Below are 21280 nucleotides of genomic sequence, written 5' to 3'. Positions count from 1 at the left end.
CATCAGTAGACTGACGTTGAGGATTTATTTGTATTTTCGAGTATTTCTTTTACTCTATTTAGGAATTTGCCACAGACAAGTCCATCAAGAATACGATGGTCTAAAGATAAACATAAATTCACAATATCTCGTGCAGCAAACATTCCACCAGGTAAAACAACCGGTTTTTTCACAATACTTTCCACTTGGAGGATAGCCGCTTGCGGATAATTAATGATGCCCATTGACTGCACAGAGCCGAATGCACCCGTATTATTGACCGTAAATGTACCACCACTTATATCATCCATCGTAAGTTTTCCGGAACGAACTTTCACTGCAAGCTCATGAATTTCTTTGGCGATACCTTTAATTGATTTTTCATCAGCGTGTTTTATAACAGGAACAAATAATGCATCATCAGTAGCAACTGCAATGGAAATATTTATATCATGCTTTTGAATAATTTTGTCTTCTGCCCACATGGAATTCATCATCGGGAATTCCTTTAGAGCTTGAGCGACTGCTTTTACGAAGAAAGCAAAATACGTAATATTAAAGCCTTCCTTTTGCTTAAACTCTGTCTTGATGCTATCACGATATGCAACTAAATCAGTAACATCTATTTCCATCATCATCCATGCATGTGGCACTTCATGAACACTCCGTACCATATTATTGGCGATAGCACGGCGCACCTTCGTTACCGGAATTTCAATGTCGCCTGCCTGAATTGGTTGTACAGTTGTGGCTGGTTTAGTATTCTCCTGTGATGTAAGTGCTGCTGCAACAGGTGCTGACTGTGGAACGGCTGTATCGACTGCTGGCGGTGCTTCATCTATAGCAGTTGGTACATTTCCTGCTTCAATCAGTTTCATTAGGTCTTTTCTTGTAATGCGTCCCCCTTCACCTGTACCTGTGATTTGATCAAGTGCAATTTCATACTCTTGCGCAAGTCGAAGAACAGCTGGTGAATAACGCACTTTATCTTGTCGCACTATTTTTGGCGATGCTACTGTAGCTGTAGTTGTAGTTGTTTGCTGAATTTGCTGAGTCTCCTGTTTCTTTTGTACTCCTGCATTTAAAATTGCTGTACTAACCGCTGATTTTTTCGGCGGAGGCGGAGGAGGTAACTCACTGGCACCTGCTATTTCAACGGAACAAACGATTGCACCAACCGGTAAAGTTTGCCCTTCCTCTGCAAGTAGTTCTGTAATGACTCCTTCAAAAGAAGACGGGATTTCTGCATTTACTTTATCTGTTACAACTTCTGCTAATGGATCATATTTTTTTACCGTATCACCTGGCTTAACAAGCCATTTTTCAATCGTACCTTCTGTTACACTTTCGCCGAGCTGTGGCATTGTAATATTTTGAATAGCCATCATCTATTCCTCCCATCAATATTATGCCTAGGTGTAATTATATCTTTCGAATACTATTAGAATGCTGCAAGTTCTCGCATCGCACGCTCTACTTTTTCAGGGTTGATCATAAAATACTTTTCCATTGTTGGTGCATACGGCATAGCTGGAACATCTGGTCCTGCAAGTCGTTGAATTGGTGCATCAAGCTCAAATAAACAATGCTCTGCAATAATTGCTGCAACCTCACTCATAATGCTACCTTCTTTATTATCTTCAGTAACAAGTAAAACTTTACCTGTTTTACTAGCCGCCTCAATGATCGCTTCTTTATCAAGTGGATATACTGTACGTAGGTCAAGAATATGCGCTGAAATACCATCTGCCGCTAGGCGTTCTGCCGCCTGTAATGCAAAATGGACAGCTAAACCATACGTAATGACAGTAACGTCTTCACCTTCCCGCTTAACATCTGCCTTACCGATTGGCAATGTATAATCATCTACAGGGACTTCACCTTTAATGAGTCGATATGCACGTTTATGCTCAAAAAATAGTACTGGATCCTCATCTCGGATTGCTGCTTTTAACAAGCCTTTTGCATCATAAGGTGTTGAAGGTATAACAATTTTCAACCCTGGTGTTCCTGCAAACAGTGCCTCTACAGACTGCGAATGATAGAGCGCTCCGTGAATACCTCCGCCAAATGGTGCACGTATAACCATCGGGCAAGACCAGTCATTATTTGAACGATAGCGGATTTTTGCTGCCTCAGAAACAATTTGGTTAACGGCAGGCATGATGAAATCAGCGAATTGCATCTCGGCAATCGGGCGCATCCCATACATCGCAGCACCAATACCAACACCTGCAATCGCACTCTCTGCAAGCGGCGTGTCAAGTACACGATGTTCACCAAATTGCTCGTAAAGACCAGCTGTTGCTTTGAAAACCCCACCTTTGCGACCAACGTCCTCACCTAAAATGAAAACACGCTCATCACGTTCCATCTCTTCCTTCATCGCTAATGTAATCGCATCAATATAAGACATTACTGCCATTACACATCACCTCCGTCCACTGGTGCATACACGTATTTCAAAGCATGCTCAGGTGTTGCATACGGAGCAGCTTCTGCATAATCTGTTGCTTCATTCACCTCTGCCATGACACGTTCTTCTATTTCAGCACGTAGTTTTTCTGTCATAACTCCTGATTCTGTTAGATACTTTTCAAACAATAGAATTGGATCCTTGGCCTTACCTTCAGCTATATCCTCTGCAGTTCGATATTGACGATCATCATCATCCGAAGAATGAGCCGTTAAGCGATAAGTTACTGTTTCTATTAAGCTCGGACCTTCACCACTACGAGCGCGATCAGCTGCTTCTTTTACAACCTTATAAACTTGTAAAGGGCATTTTCCATCAACAGTAACACCTGGCATTCCATAACCAATACCGCGATCTGATACTTTCGCACAGCCTAATTGACGTTCTACAGGCACAGAAATTGCGTATTGATTATTTTCTACCATTATAATTACTGGCAACTTATGCACTCCTGCGAAATTCGCACCTTCATGGAAATCACCTTGGTTAGAAGAGCCTTCACCAAGCGTAACAAAAGTAATGAAATCTTCTTTTTGTAGACGACCTGCTAGAGCTACTCCCACCGCGTGTGGAACTTGTGTAGTAACCGGCGAAGAGCCTGTTAGAATACGATTTTTCTTATGTCCAAAATGACCTGGCATTTGACGCCCACCCGAGTTTGGATCCTCTGCTTTAGCAAATGCGGATAACATCAATTCTCTTGGAGTCATGCCAAAATGTAAAACAACACCCATATCACGATAGTAAGGTGCAATATAATCTCTATTATTATCAAGAGCAAAGGCTGCCCCTACTTGTGCTGCCTCCTGTCCTTGACAAGAAATAACAAACGGAATTTTACCAGAACGGTTTAATAACCACATACGTTCATCTAGTCTTCTCGCCATTAACATCGTTTCGAACATTGCAAGTACATCTTCATTTGATAAACCTAAATCTTCATGCTTGATTTGAACACCTTGCATTAGAACACCCCTTCCTGACGTTTCACTTTCGCGACCAAAAGAAAAATTAAAAATGAATTGCGCGATTATCTACTGCTAACGCTGATTCCGCTAGCACCTCATTGAGTGACGGATGTGGATGAATAGCCTGGCTAATTTCCCAAGGCGTTGCATCCAATAATTTAGCAAGTGATGCTTCTCCAATTAAATCTGTCACATGTGGTCCTACCATATGAATACCCAAAATATCATTCGTTCCTTCATCGGCAATAATTTTCACAAAGCCATCTGTCTCTCCATTAACAAGCGCTTTTCCAATCGCCTTGAACGGAAACTTACCGACCTTCAATGAATAACCCTGCTCTTGTGCATCACTTTCCGTTAAACCAATACTTGCAACCTCAGGGTAAGAATAAACGCACTTTGGTACATTTAGAACATCAAGTGCCTCTGTTTCACCCTTTGCGATATGCTCAATAGCAGATACCCCTTCGTGTGAGGCAACATGCGCTAATTGTAAGCCACCGATAACATCCCCTATGGCATACATATGTGATTCCTTTGTTTGATACGAATCATTGACTTTGATAAACCCATTCTCAACTTCAATTTCTGTATTTTCTAATCCAATACCTTGTGTATTTGCTTCACGTCCTACACAAAGCAATACTTTATCAGCCTCAAATAATTCATCTTTATCATTAACCTTCGCAGAAATGAAAACGTTATCATTTTCAATTTTAAAGGTTCCTGTATCTAAGCGAGCGTTTGTTACAATGCGGACACCTCTTTTTTCAAGCTGCTTGGTTACTTCTTTTACAATATCCGTATCCTCTGCAGGTAAAATGGATGGCCCATATTCAATGACCGTTACATAAACCCCAAAATCACAAAGCATCGAAGCCCACTCAATACCAATAACTCCTCCGCCAACAATTAACAATGACTTTGGGAGATTTTCCATTTCCAGTGCATGATCAGAATTCATCACATATTTACCGTCAACCGTTAGTCCCGCCATTCCTCTTGGCTTTGATCCTGTTGCAATGACTACATTTGTTGGGACTAGCATTTCATTTTCATCGCCATTATTCATTTCGACTGAAATAGTGCCAGGCATTGGTGAGAAAATTGATGGCCCTAAAATACGACCAGTTCCCTGATAAACGTCTATTTTGCCCTTTTTCATCAGTGTATTCACACCTTGGCTCAATTGCTCAACGATCGTTTGCTTCCTTGCCTGCACTTTGTCAAATTGCAATGTAACCCCTTTAATATCAACACCATATTCAGCAGCCGTTTTATTTGCCAAACGATATACTTCTGCACTTCGAAGTAAGGCCTTACTTGGAATACAGCCTTTATGCAAGCATGTTCCACCTAGGCGCTCACGTTCAACGATAGCTGTTTTTAAGCCCAGCTGTGCCGCTCTAATTGCTGCAACATAGCCACCTGTACCTCCGCCTAAAATGACAACATCATAATTTTGAGCCATATGGATTCCCCCTTATGAGAAAGATGCTAAAGCATCCTGTTCCTTTGGTACCTAAGATAAATGATCTGCCTTTGCAGTTTAAATTCATTAGTTAATCTATTAATTTACTATAAAGTTAGAAGAAGTCGACAATGCGACTTCTTTAAACGAATAAGCGGTTCTTAACGACCATTTAAAATATTTTTTTCATTTTTTAAGAATTGACTACGAGACTTTGATACTCGAGCGATACGTTCTTCTGCTAAACGATTAGCTGCAACATATGTCGGTATACCATCACGTTTAGAAATCTCAAAGATTTTTTCGATACTATCATAAATGCCTTCAACACGCTTCATCGCACGCTCACTGTTATATCCATATAATTCATCAGCTACATTTATTACCCCACCTGCATTAATTACATAATCAGGTGCATAAGCTATCCCTAATTCATGTATATAATCACCATGGCGAGAATCTTGTAGCTGGTTATTAGCAGAACCAGCTATAACTTTTGCTTTTAGTTGCGGAATCGTTTCATCATTTAAAATCGCTCCTAATGCACAAGGTGCGAAAATATCAACTTCCTGTGAATAAATTTCTTCTGGTGCTACAGCAGTCGCATCAAAATCATTCACAACTCGATCAATTGCCGCTTGATTAATATCTGTAACAACAAGTTTTGCACCTTCATTATGTAAATATTCGCAAAGCTTGTAGGCTACATTTCCTAAACCTTGTACAGAAATAGTACGCCCCTCTAATGATTCAGATCCAAATGCTTCTTTTGCTGCTGCTTTCATACCACGGTATACTCCGTAAGCAGTTACTGGAGATGGGTTTCCTGATGAACCAAAAGCCGGAGAAATTCCCGTTACATAATTTGTTTCCTCATGAATTAAATCCATATCTGTCACTGTTGTACCAACGTCTTCTGCCGTAATATAGCGACCATTAAGCCCTTGGATGAAACGTCCTAATGCACGGAACATTTCTTCATTTTTATCTTTAAATGGGTCACCAATAATAACCGTTTTTCCTCCGCCAAGGTTTAAACCAGCCGCAGCATTTTTATAGGTCATCCCTCTTGCTAAACGTAATGCATCCTCTATCGCATTTTCTTCTGATGCATATGTCCACATACGTGCCCCGCCTAGTGCTGGCCCAAGTGTTGTGTCATGGATAGCGATAATCGCTTTTAACCCCGATGCTTCATCTTGGCAAAATACCAATTGTTCATAATCATACTTTTCCATATACTTGAAGATTTCCATGAAAACTCGCCCCTTTGCTTAGGAAAGTGCATCCCCAAATGCCCATTCCAATTAAGTATAATAAATGTTCAAAAATGTTTAACAATGGATAATATTGCTCCATTTATTTTTACAATACTCACAATTTCACAATTTATCAACTATTATTACACTTTCTTGTTTAAGTAAGAATTTTCTAAACATTCAGTTACAATTGATCTATTATTTCTTTACTTGTTTTTGGGTCTACTGGATACTTAGTTCCATAACCTTCCTTGACATTCCAATATCCACAGGTACAATTAAAATTAGGAATAAGGGGGGACATGCATGGGTCGTTTAGCTGCTTTTATTGTGATGCTAATTCCAGGTCTTATGGCTGCAGGTGGTATTAAATTTATGCGTGATACATTATTTGGTAAGCTCATCTCACCTTTCCCATTTTTATGGCTTCAATTCGTCGTTGGCATTATTCTTTTTGTTATAGGCTTTGGCTTTTTCGCAGGATTCTTACTTCACCGCGATCGAAAAAATGGAAAAGTGGCTCCGCGCTTCCAAAAAAAATAAAAATAGCTATCCTTTTAAGTCCAAAAGACTTATTGGATAGCTTTTTTATCTTCATTCATCAGAATGATTAACGTTGTTGTTTTACAATTACTTTATCAGGAAAATCAGTAATCCAACCAATTACAGAAGGATGCGGATTCATTAAAAATGGTTCATCCCCATCAATTGCATAAACACGACATGCTTTGTCACTCGCTACACAAGCCTCTAAATATCTTGGTTTATAATACCTTTTATGCATATGAACACTATCAATTGCTTTGTAATCACTAAGCATATCCCATTTTAATTTTTTTGTTGCTATAAGTGCCGTTTCATAGTCCGGCCTATATTGTTTCACAATCTCCAGAAGCTCATAGTGAAACGATGAAAAATGACTGCCAACAGGCAAAGTTAGCCCATGAAGCATTTGAATAAGTGCGCTTTTATTATCGAGTATTGTTGATTTTAATTCGATATTAAGGGGTAGCTGTTGTGAATTTGCCCATACTAAAACTATATCAAACGTTGGGATTTTATACGTTGAAAATAATCGCCTCCAAGGCTTCCCAAGTTTAAAGCTTATTAGCTCCTCTATCGTACATTCATTCACAAGCTTATTGATGCCAGCCAATCTTGACAGCTGTGGGTCGTGATACACAACCGGAATACCTTCTTTTGAAAGTTGGATATCTAATTCAATCCCATCTGCGTCTAGCTCTAAAGCCTTTTCAAAAGCCTTCAAAGTATTTTCAAGTGTATACGCTGAAGCCCCCCGATGTGCAAATACAGGAATGAAAGATTCACTAGACATTTAACTCACCTAATTCGATTAGAAATTTACCATTTGTCATTTTACTTAATAGGGATGATTTTTTGCCAATCTGAATATAGGTACCTGGATGAGCTTCCTTCGTCACAATAATTTCTTCTTTTCCAGCATGACGCATTTCATCCATTATTAACTTAACCTCACGATCAATTATTACTGCATCCGCTTTCAGTTTTGTTAAGCTCTGTTTTGTTTCCTCAAATGTAGCTATCTGTTCCTTAGACATTTTGTTAAGGAACGGCAGTAAGTTTTTAATTTTCCCCTCGTGATTAGAGATTTCTGCTTGCAGCGAATTAAGCTGTGTAGCCTTCTCTTGCATACTAGAGTATCTTTCCTGTTTATTAACGCTTTCGATAATTAAGTCCGTTCGACGCTCTAAACGATTTCCTGAGATGGCAGTGACGATTGTATTCTTAGCTATTGCACGTCCCCCAATAATTTTCCCTTTTCGTTCATCCACAAAGATTGAGTGTGCAGAGAGCTGTGATCCTAATGCATAAGATCCTATATGAATGCTGTCAGCTGCAACTAAATTTGCTTCATTGACATGCTTAACGAAAATATTGCCGCCTGCCTCTACAATAGTTGAGCCCAAACCAAAAATCCCACCACGAATATAAACGTCGCCTTCAATGGATTTAATAAGTTTGGCACCGCTTACACCTTCTGCACCCTCAATGGAAATATCTCCAGTAGCAATTACTGTATAGCCTGATGAAACTGTTCCTTTAATGCTTAAAGAGCCATTAAATTCGAGATTCCCTGTTTCAACGCCAACGTCCCCATTAATCGGCAAATGTCTATTAACACCGATCATGCCTTTAACATCATCTAATACACCAGCTATTTTAGAACGGATGACTGTTTTCCCATCCTCTTCTACTTCATAAGCTGATTTTTTATCATATCGTATAGGGAAATCACGTCCGGGTACAGCAGCAATAATTTCGCCTAGTACATTTTCCCCTGGTTTACCTAATGTCGCAGGGATTTTTTCGCCCAGCCACGAACCTTCTGAAATTTCAGAAATAAAGTTCATGTCATAATAATCAGCCTTCCCATCTTCGCTAATTACCGGCTTTCTCTCTGGTTTAGGTAAGTATGTAATTTGTGCATCTGTTCCCGCTACAGGTGGTGTTCCTTGTGCAATTAAAAATGCTTTTCCTGACTCAACTTTAGAAATATCAAAATCTAATATTCCATGAACAATTCCTTCGTTCTCAATTGTTTCCAGAATTTGTTGAGTTAATTTCTCTTTATTCTTTAGTAAATAATCATGAGTTTCATATACAAATATAGAGGCAGACATTTTATCTCTTGCAATTTCTGCTTTAACATTTGGAAGCCAGCGTCCAATTTCAACAGGGCTTGTGCTTTCTGTTGCTAAGACATTTTTTAATATTGAAAAATTTGATAATTTAAGTCGGGGATGACTTCGTAAAATACTATCAAATTCTTTTAATGGATAACCGGCACTGTAAGTAAGCATATAGACCTTGCCATTTTCTTCGGTGATTTCGAATTTATCATTTCGAACTAAAATCAAGCTACCTCCTCCTTCCCTCTAACTGTAAGTATATACAATCTATTTATATTTGTTTAGAGACAATTGTCACTACTGAGAATGAATTCACCCATACTTTGTAAGTAATACACTCACATATCCTTTTAAATTTCATATCAAAATTAGTCTATTTATACCACAAAAAGGTATGTTTTTACTCAAATTTAAAAATCCCGCTTCATTAATTGAACAATTTCCACTTTTAATAATCAGGGAATTCACAAATTTTTTAACAAATTGATATAAAAAAGATAATGTATCTGTCATAATTTTCATAAACATACATTAGGCCTTCAATACTAAATGAATATATCTTGTAAACCATTTAATCAACTACTTTTACAAGCGTTCGAAAAGTTGAAATGTGGTTACTGGTCATTCTCTAAAATAGCCTCAATGCGAATATGAGCACCTAATTGATCAAAATTCAGGAGCTGTTCACGCGTCATATAATAAACACTAACAGTTCCATTAATGCCAAGTCGCACCTCAAATAAATTTTCTTCTATCTGCGTTATTTCTAACGAGTTATTTTCGTCAAGTTGTAAGTTTACGCTTTTCATATGTTATCACCCAAAATAATTATATACGTTCAAGCAAAAATAAACGATCAACAGTATTTTGACATCCACAGGAGACTTTAGGCCAACAAATTTTTTTGCCCGAAATTGTAGTGGCTGCAGCAGATGTTTTTTGCGCGAAAGCGTAGTGCTAACGCAGCGGCAGTAGCAGATGTTTTTTGGGTGATAAATTGCCGCAGGACAAGGCGTTTTAGACTGAGTCCCTCAATTTCAGCGGATGTCTGTACATCCGCTGAAAAGTAACTTAAACCCGCAATCATTTCACCACCTATGAGGCGGGAGAATCTGTACCTGACGCTTCACTTTCCTAATACATGCTCTGCTAGCACACTTTGAATTTTATATATGTTAGTTGTTTTATTAAAGTTTTTTTGTATCGGTAATTCATTACTCGAAACCCAAATTTTCAACTCTGCATCTAAATCAAACGTTCCCGCAGTTTCAACTGAAAAATGAAGAATACTCTTATATGGAATCGAATGATATTGCGTTTTCTTACCAGTTACTCCCTGTTTATCGATTAAGATTAGTCTTTTATCCGTAAAAATTAAAGTATCTCTTATGATTTTATATGCATTCTTAATTGTTTCATGAGGTGTTAATAAATCATTAACTTCTTCCCGTAATTTTTCTAGATTTACTTCACTTGCATTCCCGATTATCCCATCAAATAACCCCATCTTAATTCCCCCTCCAAAAGTCCATTCTTCATTTAAAGTATGAGATTATTTTTCCATAAATTCTATACGCTGTAGTTTATCTTTAAAACAAGTAACATCAGCGAAGGCAATTGAAAAAAGAATGCTCTTTTAGGTATTTTATCCAACAGTCCAACATATAACGCTCGATTTCGGATTTATGGACAAAAAAATAAGCCCCTCAAACAGTCGGCATAAACTGTCTAAAAAGGCATTATAATTTTCTCATATACGTTATCTAATTTAAGCCAAATGCTAATCCCATATATAATCGAATATTCACTATTTATCGGTATCGATTTTAAATTATGTACCGTATAATAACCAAACATCGACGAAATCTATTCATAATTGCCACGATTCCATGCGACTTTTATGCATGACGAATCACACGTTCTTTGTCCTTCTACTTCAGGTTTTTGTTTTGGTAGTTCTTAAAACATCTTTAGGTTGTTAATAACCATATTTGGCTTTCCGATTTCTTCAGTTAAGAAATTGAGGTTCTTTTCCACATTATCAAAACGTTTGTCCAATTTGTTTAAGCGTTGATTCATGTCTTGCTTCATTTCTGCCATTTCGACTTTCATTTCTTGTAGCATTTCAATTATCATTTTTTAAGTTTCGTTTGCCATTTTGAATTCTCTTTAATTTAGTATGATACCATAATGTTTCAGAGAAAAAGATGGCTTTCTCCCTTTATTAAAAATGCTGTTTAGTTTCTGTTCCATAAAGGAATGCGCATAAGTTATTGTTGAATAGTATAGAATACTGTATGTTAGTTCTATCCGTCGTTTCAGGGATTCTTTCCTTCGCTTCGGGGGTTCTATCCATCGTTTCAGTAATTCTTTCCGTCGCTCAAGAGAGGCTTTCCGTCAATTCGAACGTTCTATCCATCAATTCAGAGATTCTATCCATTTTTTCGATGGTTCTATCCACGACTTTGGGCTTTCTATCCACCATTTCGGAGGGTTCTTCCGTCGCTTCAGGGATTCCGTCGCTCCGGATGGTCTATCAGTCGTTTCGGGCAATCTTTCCGTCGCTCCTGAGGGTCTATCCGTCGCTTTTGGGGTTCTTTCCGTCGTTTCATCGTTCAGAGGTCTTTATTAAACTAATCTGCTCAGTAATTGATATAAGAAGCCTTGCTAATAGGTTCTCTTATCGATGGTTATTTTTAAAACTCTACAAGGATACTACTTTTTAATGCTAAGAAATGAAATAAGGGACTGGCTTATTGCTTTATAAATTGATTTTTAACAACACTTAAAGTTGCGCCACTAACTAAGCAAAGAAGGCCGCTAAAAAATGTGAATTACGCCTCTAACTCATATGAATGTCTATTCCATACTGATGTAATTTCAGTTTCCTTGCCATAGATTGGGATGCGAAATTATCCCACGAGGTACTATATAAAGCAATTCGACCTCTTTTTTGTACCTCTGCTGCCCAAGCATTTGTAACATCTATACCGTACCCTTTTCCACGGTAATCTTCACGTGTGAATACGCTCGCTTCATCTGCTTTTTGGGACCTCCTTGCACTACAACAAATAGAAACAGGAATATTGTCCTCCACTATTACAAAACAGGGTTCCTTATATTCAAAATCCTCAAATGTATGTGGGAAGTAAAATTTTAAAAGTTCTTTATTTTCGTGAGTTACTTGTATTCCTTGTGTATGAGAACAGACCATGACATCCGTAAACACATACGCTGGGCCAATCCATAAATTATTTATTTGACTGTCTATGCTTAAAACATTGATTAATTCTCCAAGATAACTAACAGAATTTGTACCAATAACCTGTTCTAATTTCTTTACAAGGGTCGCATCTAACGTTTTTGAATACCTTACTACACTTCCAAGGTGGGTGCCACCAACGAAAATTCTTGGTGCAACATCGTATGGTGGTTCATTCACGACTGTTACTCGATTATCAGTATCGTGTTTAAATAACACGTTCACATGAAGCTCCATCAATTCTAAATCAGATAACATTATATCCCTCCGTAATTTAACGTATTAATCTAGGTTTGATCCTCCAACTTCTTTATCAGGAGGCATTTCTCGAATACTTGATATTGCTCCTAAAGCGTTGAATTGAATTAGTAATGTGCTTTTCTTCTGTTACATCTATTGTATTCCCGCTCCCCTCTTAAATTGCGTTCATAATAAGTTCCATCTCTGATGCTGCGTAAATTACATTGTTGATCGTTAAAGGTTCGCCCATGAATACGTATAAGGCACCTTGACCTTCGCTGTAATATACGTCTGTTTTACGTCCAGTCCGTTCGAGTAGTTTGCGTTGGATATTAACGATACCTGCTGCGATTTCCATTCCTTTCAACCCTCCTTGTTTTCCGTTTGATCTAGCGTCGAAATGCTTTAGGTGATAAATACGTTGACTTGCGATATAAAACCGTTTTTAGCCACGATTTATAAAGGCGAAATAAAGGCGTTATGCTTCCTTATTACTTATACCCGAGCATAATCCCGTTTTCGGACAAGATATCCGCAAAAACATTTAAATATTTCCCTCGATGGATCCACGCTACCTTACCATTGATTTAGCCGTTATAAGCCGTTTAGGATAAATACTATTACTTGCGTACCACGGCGGTTAGTGCAAGAAGGAATAACGTTGAATTAAGTTTAGAAAATTAAATAATTGGAAGTGGTCATTTAAATGCAAGAAATATTAAAAAGTTTTATGAACGAACCCTGGTGGTTGATTTCAACAAGTATGTTCTCTACGAAAAAGAAGCTGTAACAAAGTGGCTAGAGGAAGAGATAATGATGATGTTATTTTTTTTGATTAAAAAGCTAAATAAATATGTTGTAGTTCATTTAATATATTCAAAAGAAACTTCAAGTGATTTTACTATTTACATTAAGTAAGTTAGAAGAATACTGTAAGACTGTTTCAAAAATTTCATTAATCAAATGGAGAATATTAGTTAAAACTTAGTCAAACAATTCTCCTATTCTAGCCCCAGTATCGAAGATTTATGCGCAATTACCCAGTCGCGGTAAAGAACGAATTTCGAAACGCGAAAGAACGGAAAAACTGTTTTAGTTCATCTTCGAGCATAACTTTGATTTTTCGCTCAGGTTTAACATTCTTTAAATCCTTCAAAGGATTGCTGAGTATAAGTTGTTCTGAAAATAAATGCGAATAAAATACTTTTATGTTTCGTACATAATTACTATTGTCGTTTTACTAACTGCCTTGCCAAAATCGCTACGCCGTTCCGGATAGTTTACAGGCTTTCATCAGCACTTACCTCGAACTTCCCCCTTTCTTCTATTGAACGTTTATAAGCTTGTAATAGCTCTCCCCTGAAGTTTTTAACGTCATCTTTTAGAAATATCTTGCGAAAAGTCTAAGCGTTGTTCATAGGATTTTAGCGTTTTAGGCGAAAGACCTTTTGAGGAACAATCCAACATATAACGGTAAATTTCGATTAAAAATGAACTTATAGACATAAAAAATACGCCCCCTCAAACAGTCGGCGTAAACTGTCTAAAAAGGCGTTAAAAATACGTAGTATAATTGCTTTAAACAATAAGTTTATCGGTCATTCTCCGATAAGCCTGTCATCCCAAACGTAGTCACATCAACGTTTAACTAGCCATCATATCAATGCGAATCTTGTCTGCAATCATGGCGATGAATTCGCTATTTGTCGGCTTCGACTTTAAATGATGTACCGTATAACCAAACATCGACGAAATTGATTCATAATTGCCACGATTCCATGCGACTTCAATGGCATGACGAATCGCACGTTCAACTCGTGATGGCGTTGTGTTAAATTTTTTAGCAATTTCTGGATATAAAATTTTCGTCACAGAGCCTAATAACTCGATATCTTCGAACACCATCTGAATAGCTTCTCGTAAATAAGAGTAACCTTTAATATGTGCAGGAACGCCGATTTCTTTAATAATAGCTGTAATCGTGCTATCTAATTGATGTTGATTTAATTTTTGAGGTGACGCTGGTTGTAAAACACTTGTCTTTTTAGGAAGTGTAGCCTTCTGTCCAGCACAATGTAAGATCTTTTGAACCAATTGATCAAATTCAAATGGCTTTAGCATGAAATAGGATGCACCTAAGTCTACAGCCTGTTTCATCACATCTTCTTGACCAAAAGCAGTTAACATTATAACTTGAATTGATGACATTCGTTCATTTTGATACATCGACTCTAAAACAGCTAACCCATCAAGATGTGGCATTATTATATCTAGTAGTAAAATATCTGGTGTGAATTCCTCTAGCATTTGTAAACAAACTTTCCCATTTGAAGCAGTTGCAATTATTTCAATTTCAGGATGCCCTTGAAAATACTGCTCCATCGTTTTCAATAACTCACGATTATCATCTGCAATCGCTACTTTAACCTTTGTCATTTAAATTCCTCCTTCTGAACTGTGCTTTGAATCACCTCAAAGCGCCACCTATCCCCAAATGCAATTTTTGCACACTTTGGAATTTTCGACATTTTTGTTTCAAAAACCTTTTCTATTCTCAAAAATGAGTATGTAGTCTGATACTTTCTTTTTATATCGACAAGTTATGATAAATACCTGGCAAAACTTCATATGCTTATATCATTTATTTTAGAGAAAAAATGGAGATAAAACTACAGTTTTTTTAAAGTGTCGCTAATCGCTTCATAAATAAACGAAATACTTGATGAACAAGATATTTTCATGAAAGAATGGAGCTACCTTTTGGCAGCTCCTTCGTTTATGATGATTTTTTTAACATTTCTGCTACTGTAAGTGCTGCTCCCTTTTTTGGCTCCTCCACAAACATATGTGTAACCGCACCTACAAAACGACCGTCTTGAATGATAGGACTGCCACTCATTCCCTGTAAAATACCACCTGTTTTTTCAATGAGCTTTTTGTCAGTTACTATAAATTCAAGGCGTTCATTTTCAACCTTTGTAATTTCAATTGAAAAAGTTTCCACCTTACTGCCCTCAATCGCCGTGTAGATTTCAGCTTTCCCTGTTTTTATATCCTTTTCATGCATAATTTCAATTGCTTTAGGCAAACTTTGTTGATAACCGTCTTCCCAACGGCCAAAAATTCCATAAACTGTATTTTTATCTATACTCCCTAATCGATCCTGATGTTTTTCAATGGAGGATATTTTGTAGCCAGGTTGACCGGGTATGCTTTTACGAATTTGTTGAATCGAAGCTAAAAAAATGGAGCCAGCATGGAAAATAGGGGCTTCTTGTAACGTTGAATCAACGATTTGGTGGCCTAATGCACCGTAATTTTTTGTCTCTGGATCAATGTATGTCAATGTTCCTACTCCATCTGTTTCATCTTTTAGAAAGGAAATAACATGTTCTGCTTCTTGCTCCTGTAAATCAAGTGTCACTTCTTTTCCTTCACTTTTTATCGTCCATTTCTGTTGTCCTTGCCGAGCAACAGCTTTTTTGGCATCTTTTAGCGTTTTTACTGTAATATCATTTATTTTTTCAATTACAGCGCCTCCCTTCATCCATTGATTGGAGGCTAATAGCACGTCATGTGCTACAAATACATGTGATAGCTGAAGTTGAATACCAATTGCTTCGCCCATCGGAATTAGCTTTTTTGCGGCAAAAGCCTTTACGGGCATGAATAATAAAACGATGAGCATAGGCAAAATGACAAATTGACGCCAACGACGATACATACGACACCTCCTTTTTATTTTTGTCTTTTTACTATGTGTTTTTGTGGCGTTCTTATAAGCGGTAAATATTTGCGCAAAAAGAAAAAACCCAGAAACAATGCTGTTTCTGGATTCTTTTGCTATCTCATTTGTTTTTTTCGTGCATTAGCCATTTTTAAGAGCTCCGTTGCGTGTTGCAAAGTTAAATCCGTAATTTCCGCTCCAGACATCATACGACTGATTTCTTCAATACGAGCATTCGTATCTATTTCCAGTAATGACGTAAATGTTCGATCATGCTCGACTTCTTTTTTAATAAAATAATGATGATCTGCCATCGCAGCCACTTGCGGTAAATGCGAAATACATAAAACTTGAGAATTAACGGATATTGCAGCAATTTTTTCTGCGATTGCTTGCGCTACACGACCACTTACACCTGTATCTACCTCATCAAAAATAATAGATGTTATGCCATTAGAAGATGAGAAAATCGTCTTTAACGCAAGCATCATACGTGATAATTCTCCACCAGAAGCAATTTTCGGTAAAGATTTTGGCGGCTCGCCTACATTTGTAGAAATATAAAAAATTACTTGATCTTTACCATTCGCATCAAAGTAAGGCAATTCATCAAAATTAACAATGAATTTTGCTTTTTCCATATGTAATTCACGTAGTTCGGCCATAATAGCTTCACTTAAATTATGTGCAGCGTCCTTTCGAACTGTAGAAAGTTCTGAAGCAAGCTCATTTAACACTGCTTCCATTTCCAATACTTTACGTTCTTTTACTTGCAAAATTTCGTCTCGATTTAAGAGCTCATTTAGCTCTGTTTTAATTTTATCGTAATACGCTAAAATCTCTTCAACTGTTGAGCCATATTTGCGTTTCAAATTTTGTATTAAGGCTAAACGTTGCTCAACTTCATTTAAACGAGCAGGATCAAATTCTAATTCGTCCAACACATTTTTGACTTGGTAAGCAGCATCCTGTAACGCATAAAATGCAGTTGTGACAGATTCTGCTGCCTCTTTAAATTGCTCGTCAATCGTCGCAGCATCCTCTAAGGCACCCATCGCATTGCCAATCCAGTCGAGGCCTTTTGATTCACCTTGAATAGCTTCATATGCGGCACTCGAGCGTTCGAAAATCTTATTGAAATTCATTAGACGGCGACGTTCATCAAGAAGCTCATCTTCTTCGCCAAGTTTTAAATTGGCATCCTCCAACTCTTTCATTTGGAATTGGTACAAATCAATACGTTGCGCCATTAACTGTTCATCAATCGAAATCGAAGCTAATTCTTTTTTTAGTGAACGATATTCATCATATTGGGAACTGTACAAATCTTGAATAGGTGTAAGTTGTTCCTCGGCAAAATGGTCAAGTAAATTGATATGTTGTTTCTCATCCATAAGTTCTTGATTTTCATGCTGTCCATGAATATCAATGAGGCTAGATCCAATATCACGTAGTACAGATAATGGCACAAGTTTTCCGTTTACTCGACAAACACTTTTTCCAGTATCATTTAAATCACGGCGCAAAATTATAGTATCTTCTTCAATTTCAATGCCTGCCTCTTCAAGTTTCTTATGAACAGGATGTCTAGAACTTGAAATTTGAAATAAACCACCTAATTCAGCCCTTTTAGCTCCATGACGAATAAATTCGGAATTTCCTCGTCCGCCAGCAAGTAAATGCACGGCATCGATAATAATTGATTTTCCTGCACCTGTTTCACCTGTTAAAACTGTTAAACCACCTGAAAAACTAACTGTTAAATCCTCAATGATGGCAAAGTTTCGAATACTAAGCTCTCTTAACACAAATTGTCACCTCTGTATCAAATTACCCAACTATTTTACAGCATTTCTAATAAGCGATTTTTTGTATTTTCACGCTCATCTTCGTTACGACAAATAATTAAAATAGTATCGTCTCCAGAAATAGTACCTAAAATTTCAGGCCAATCTAAATGGTCAAGTAGTGATGCAATAGCATTGGCATTACCAGGAAGAGCCTTCATTACTAAAAAGTGTGATGCACCATCAATACTGATAAAAGCATCAGCTAACGCACGGTGTAATTTTTGTATAGGATTGAAACGTTGGTCTGCGGGCAAGCTATATTTATAGCGTCCATCCTGTAAAGGTACTTTTACAAGATGAAGCTCTTTAATATCACGTGATACTGTTGCTTGTGTCACATTATAGCCTGCTTCTTTTAAAAAATCGACTAAATCATCTTGTGTTTCAATTTCATGATTGGCAATAATATCCCGAATTCGAATATGTCTTTGTCCTTTGTTCATGGTCGGTCACCTCTTATAAATAGTTGAATATTTGTATATTTACACTACCATTTTAAACATAAAAGCACAAGAAAAAACACGGCTCTATAAGCGAGCACGTGTTATTTTAGTGCACTATGCGCTTCTTCAACGAGTGCATTAAAAGTTGTATATGCAGGAATTTCTTCATTACCAATAGGATTCACTAAATGGAATAAAAATTCAATATTTCCCTCTCCTCCTGTAATCGGAGAAAACGAAGCATCCTTAACGACAAAGCCAACCTCTGTCGCCATTGCAGCTGTCTTTTCTAAAACTTCTAAATGTACTTTTTTATCACGAACAATACCTTTTTTACCGACATTCTCTTTCCCAGCTTCAAACTGAGGCTTCACCAGTGCCATTACATCGCCACCTGGCATTAACAATGTTTTTAAGACAGGTAAAATAAGTGATAATGAAATAAAGCTAACATCAATTGTTGCAAAGTCTGGCAATCCCTCTGTTAAATCTGCCGCCGTCGTATAACGGAAGTTTGTTTTTTCCATTACAGTTACACGTTCATCAGAACGGATTTTCCATGCAAGTTGGTTAGAACCAACATCTAATGCGTAGCAATGTCTTGCACCATGCTGTAATGCGCAATCGGTAAAACCTCCTGTAGAGGAGCCAATATCAAGCATTAGCTTCCCCTCTACAGACATATCAAATATTTGTAACGCCTTCTCAAGTTTCAAGCCGCCACGACTAACATATTTTAAATCAGAGCCTTTTACTTGTAATGGTGCATCTATAGCTATTTTTTCCCCCGCCTTATCAATGCGAGTTTCATTAGAAAAAACTAGCCCTGCCATAATAGAGCGCTTTGCTTTTTCTCGCGTTTCGCATAGCCCACGCTCTACAAGTAAAATGTCTACACGTTCTTTTGGTTGTTTTGTCATTATTTATTCGAACCTACTTGCTGTTTTTGTTGAAGTAACACGTGCATACGTGCTACTGTATCCTCAGCCGTCATATGAATTTCAGCGAGAAGCTGATCTACATTACCATGCTCAATAAATTGATCAGGGATTCCCATGCGATCGATTATTGCAGTTAAATAGCCATGGTCATGGGCAAATTCTAATACACCACTACCAAAACCACCTTGTAGGACTGCCTCTTCAATCGTCAATATTGGTTTACGACTTGTTAATATACGGTGAAGCATATCCTCATCCATCGGTTTAATGAAACGAGCATTGACTACTTCTATCTCTATACCTTGCTGTGCTAAAATATTGGCTGCTTCCATTGCCATAGAAATCGTCGTACCAAAGGTTAAAATCGTTGCATCCTTACCTTCACGTAACACTTCCCAGCTACCAATAGGTAACGTCATAAGCTCATCATCTAACGGAACACCTATACCATTACCTCGTGGATAACGTAACGCAATTGGACCGCCATCATAGTCAATGGCTGTTTTCACCATATGCTGACCTTCATTTTCATCTTTTGGCATCATAATTGTCATATTTGGTATTTGACGAAGGAATGCAATATCAAATACGCCTTGATGTGTTTCACCGTCTGCACCAACTAAGCCTGCACGGTCAATCCCAATAAAGACATTTAGATTTGGACGTGCGATATCATGTAGTACTTGGTCATAGGCACGTTGAAGGAATGTTGAGTAAATGGCTAAAAATGGCTTCATGTTTTGTGTCGCTAAACCTGCCGCCATCGTTGCTGCATGTTGTTCAGCAATCCCCACATCAAAGAAACGTTCTGGGAAATCCTTTTGAATCCCTTGTAATTTTGAACCTACTGGCATTGCAGGAGTAATAGTGACAACGCGTTTATCCTCATGAGAAATTTTGCGGACTGTCTCAGCAATCAAGCTACTCCATGCTGGACCTTTCGACTCAGACTTTACAAAGGCACCGTTTTCAATTTTATAAGGTCCTGTCCCATGCCAATTACCAATTGTATCATCCTCTGCAGGTTTATAACCTTTGCCTTTTTTCGTAATGACATGAACGAGCACTGGGCCTTTTACTTTTTTAGCTTGTGATAAAGTTGTCTCCAGAGCATCAAAATCATGTCCATCAATCGGACCAAGATATTTAAAGCCTAACTCTTCAAAGAACACACCTGATACTACTAAATATTTTAAGCTATCCTTTACACGTTCAGCCGTTGTAGCAAGCTTACCACCTAGCACTGGAATTTTATTAATGAGCGATTCCAGTTCTTCTTTTGCTTTTGAATATTCTTTGGCTGTACGAAGACGCCCAAGTACATTGTGTAACGCTCCGACGTTTGGAGCGATTGACATTTCATTATCGTTTAAAATGACAATCATATTTGTTTTAGCATGACCTATATGGTTTAATGCCTCCAGTGCCATACCACCAGTCAAGGCTCCATCTCCAATAATTGGGATTACGAAATTCTTTTCTTTTTTGATATCACGTGCTGCTGCCATACCCATGGCTCCTGACAAAGATGTCGAGCTATGACCTGTCTCCCATTCATCATGTTCACTCTCCACACGCTTTGGAAAACCACAAAGCCCTTTGAACTGACGTAATGTATCAAATTGATTTGCACGACCCGTCAAAATTTTATGCACATAAGCTTGGTGGCCAACATCCCATAAAAACTTATCTTGTGGACTGTCAAACATTTTATGGAGCATAATCGTTAGCTCCACAACGCCTAGGTTCGGTCCAATATGACCACCTGTGACAGAACATTTTTCGATTAAGAAGGTACGAATTTCTTGTGCAAGTCGCTCAAGACCCTTCTTATCTAAGCTTTTTAAAAAGGCTGGACTAGTTATCTTATTTAAATCCACCTTTCTCACACACCTTTTCAATAAATTATTCACCGTAATTGTGTTTCCACCATTATAACAGTGTTATTAATATGCTAAAAGTACGAACACTTTATGTTTACACTTTGGCAAA

Annotated in this window: 20 protein-coding genes; 2 read left to right on the top strand and 18 right to left on the bottom strand. The window is 37.7% G+C overall.

Annotation, left to right across the window (positions count from 1 at the left end):
• Positions 1-2 precede the first annotated feature (2 nt).
• The 5 genes from JNUCC51_RS21115 to JNUCC51_RS21095 form a co-directional block, all read right to left on the bottom strand.
• Positions 3-1364, bottom strand: a complete 1362-nt coding sequence (locus JNUCC51_RS21115; RefSeq protein ID WP_337989620.1) for a dihydrolipoamide acetyltransferase family protein — start codon at positions 1362-1364, stop codon at positions 3-5.
• Between the two features lie 56 nt (positions 1365-1420).
• Positions 1421-2404 carry an alpha-ketoacid dehydrogenase subunit beta gene (locus JNUCC51_RS21110; RefSeq protein WP_049664234.1) on the bottom strand — a complete coding sequence of 328 codons (984 nt, stop codon included), beginning with the start codon at positions 2402-2404 and terminating at the stop codon, positions 1421-1423.
• The gene (locus JNUCC51_RS21105) at positions 2404-3420 is read right to left on the bottom strand and encodes a thiamine pyrophosphate-dependent dehydrogenase E1 component subunit alpha (protein WP_337989619.1); all 1017 of its coding nucleotides are present in this window, start codon (positions 3418-3420) and stop codon (positions 2404-2406) included. The genes JNUCC51_RS21110 and JNUCC51_RS21105 overlap by 1 nt, the downstream gene beginning before the upstream one ends.
• A 46-nt stretch (positions 3421-3466) precedes the next feature.
• A complete protein-coding gene (gene lpdA, locus JNUCC51_RS21100; protein WP_337989618.1) occupies positions 3467-4894 on the bottom strand; it encodes a dihydrolipoyl dehydrogenase in 1428 nt (475 codons plus the stop codon).
• A 161-nt stretch (positions 4895-5055) separates the two neighbouring features.
• On the bottom strand, positions 5056-6150 hold the full coding sequence (locus JNUCC51_RS21095) for a Leu/Phe/Val dehydrogenase (protein WP_337989617.1): 1095 nt from the start codon (positions 6148-6150) through the stop codon (positions 5056-5058).
• A 309-nt stretch (positions 6151-6459) separates the two neighbouring features.
• Here JNUCC51_RS21095 and JNUCC51_RS21090 point away from each other — a divergent pair, with 309 nt between their 5' ends.
• Complete coding sequence (locus JNUCC51_RS21090) at positions 6460-6696, top strand: DUF2627 domain-containing protein (RefSeq protein ID WP_049664227.1); 237 nt, start codon at positions 6460-6462, stop codon at positions 6694-6696.
• 67 nt (positions 6697-6763) lie between these two features.
• Here JNUCC51_RS21090 and JNUCC51_RS21085 read toward each other — a convergent pair whose 3' ends face one another.
• The 5 genes from JNUCC51_RS21085 to JNUCC51_RS21065 all read right to left on the bottom strand — a co-directional run bounded on the left by JNUCC51_RS21085 (position 6764) and on the right by JNUCC51_RS21065 (position 10332).
• Complete coding sequence (locus JNUCC51_RS21085) at positions 6764-7489, bottom strand: glycerophosphodiester phosphodiesterase (RefSeq protein WP_337989616.1); 726 nt, start codon at positions 7487-7489, stop codon at positions 6764-6766.
• Positions 7482-9053, bottom strand: coding sequence for a flagellar assembly protein A (locus JNUCC51_RS21080; RefSeq protein ID WP_337989615.1), 1572 nt, complete (start codon positions 9051-9053; stop codon positions 7482-7484). The genes JNUCC51_RS21085 and JNUCC51_RS21080 overlap by 8 nt, the downstream gene beginning before the upstream one ends.
• A gap of 386 nt (positions 9054-9439) precedes the next feature.
• Positions 9440-9634, bottom strand: coding sequence for a hypothetical protein (locus tag JNUCC51_RS21075; RefSeq protein WP_337989614.1), 195 nt, complete (start codon positions 9632-9634; stop codon positions 9440-9442).
• Positions 9635-9711: 77 nt separating this feature from the next.
• The gene (locus JNUCC51_RS21070; RefSeq protein WP_337989613.1) at positions 9712-9912 is read right to left on the bottom strand and encodes a hypothetical protein; all 201 of its coding nucleotides are present in this window, start codon (positions 9910-9912) and stop codon (positions 9712-9714) included.
• A 39-nt stretch (positions 9913-9951) separates the two neighbouring features.
• Complete coding sequence (locus JNUCC51_RS21065) at positions 9952-10332, bottom strand: PH domain-containing protein (protein ID WP_337989612.1); 381 nt, start codon at positions 10330-10332, stop codon at positions 9952-9954.
• A 766-nt stretch (positions 10333-11098) separates the two neighbouring features.
• Between JNUCC51_RS21065 and JNUCC51_RS21060 the strand changes: the two genes are divergently transcribed.
• On the top strand, positions 11099-11551 hold the full coding sequence (locus JNUCC51_RS21060) for a hypothetical protein (RefSeq protein ID WP_337989611.1): 453 nt from the start codon (positions 11099-11101) through the stop codon (positions 11549-11551).
• 116 nt (positions 11552-11667) lie between these two features.
• On the opposite strand, the gene JNUCC51_RS21055 is transcribed toward JNUCC51_RS21060, so the two are convergent.
• From JNUCC51_RS21055 to dxs, 8 genes are all read right to left on the bottom strand, one after another.
• The gene (locus JNUCC51_RS21055) at positions 11668-12345 is read right to left on the bottom strand and encodes a GNAT family N-acetyltransferase (RefSeq protein WP_337989610.1); all 678 of its coding nucleotides are present in this window, start codon (positions 12343-12345) and stop codon (positions 11668-11670) included.
• A gap of 157 nt (positions 12346-12502) precedes the next feature.
• Positions 12503-12685: a hypothetical protein gene (locus tag JNUCC51_RS21050; RefSeq protein WP_337989609.1), complete on the bottom strand. Its 183-nt coding sequence runs from the start codon at positions 12683-12685 to the stop codon at positions 12503-12505.
• Between the two features lie 1286 nt (positions 12686-13971).
• Positions 13972-14763, bottom strand: a complete 792-nt coding sequence (spo0A, locus tag JNUCC51_RS21045) for a sporulation transcription factor Spo0A (RefSeq protein WP_100544442.1) — start codon at positions 14761-14763, stop codon at positions 13972-13974.
• A gap of 340 nt (positions 14764-15103) precedes the next feature.
• Positions 15104-16051, bottom strand: a complete 948-nt coding sequence (locus tag JNUCC51_RS21040; protein WP_328010888.1) for a SpoIVB peptidase S55 domain-containing protein — start codon at positions 16049-16051, stop codon at positions 15104-15106.
• Positions 16052-16170: 119 nt separating this feature from the next.
• On the bottom strand, positions 16171-17862 hold the full coding sequence (gene recN, locus JNUCC51_RS21035) for a DNA repair protein RecN (RefSeq protein WP_337989608.1): 1692 nt from the start codon (positions 17860-17862) through the stop codon (positions 16171-16173).
• A gap of 35 nt (positions 17863-17897) precedes the next feature.
• On the bottom strand, positions 17898-18347 hold the full coding sequence (gene ahrC, locus JNUCC51_RS21030; protein WP_337989607.1) for a transcriptional regulator AhrC/ArgR: 450 nt from the start codon (positions 18345-18347) through the stop codon (positions 17898-17900).
• 101 nt (positions 18348-18448) lie between these two features.
• Positions 18449-19267: a TlyA family RNA methyltransferase gene (locus JNUCC51_RS21025; protein WP_337989606.1), complete on the bottom strand. Its 819-nt coding sequence runs from the start codon at positions 19265-19267 to the stop codon at positions 18449-18451.
• On the bottom strand, positions 19267-21168 hold the full coding sequence (dxs, locus tag JNUCC51_RS21020) for a 1-deoxy-D-xylulose-5-phosphate synthase (RefSeq protein WP_337989605.1): 1902 nt from the start codon (positions 21166-21168) through the stop codon (positions 19267-19269). The genes JNUCC51_RS21025 and dxs overlap by 1 nt, the downstream gene beginning before the upstream one ends.
• Positions 21169-21280: the final 112 nt, after the last annotated feature.

The organism is Lysinibacillus sp. JNUCC 51, from assembly GCF_015999525.1.
Taxonomy (GTDB): Bacteria; Bacillota; Bacilli; order Bacillales_A; family Planococcaceae; genus Lysinibacillus; species Lysinibacillus xylanilyticus.
This window is presented reverse-complemented; position numbering and strand designations above follow the sequence as displayed.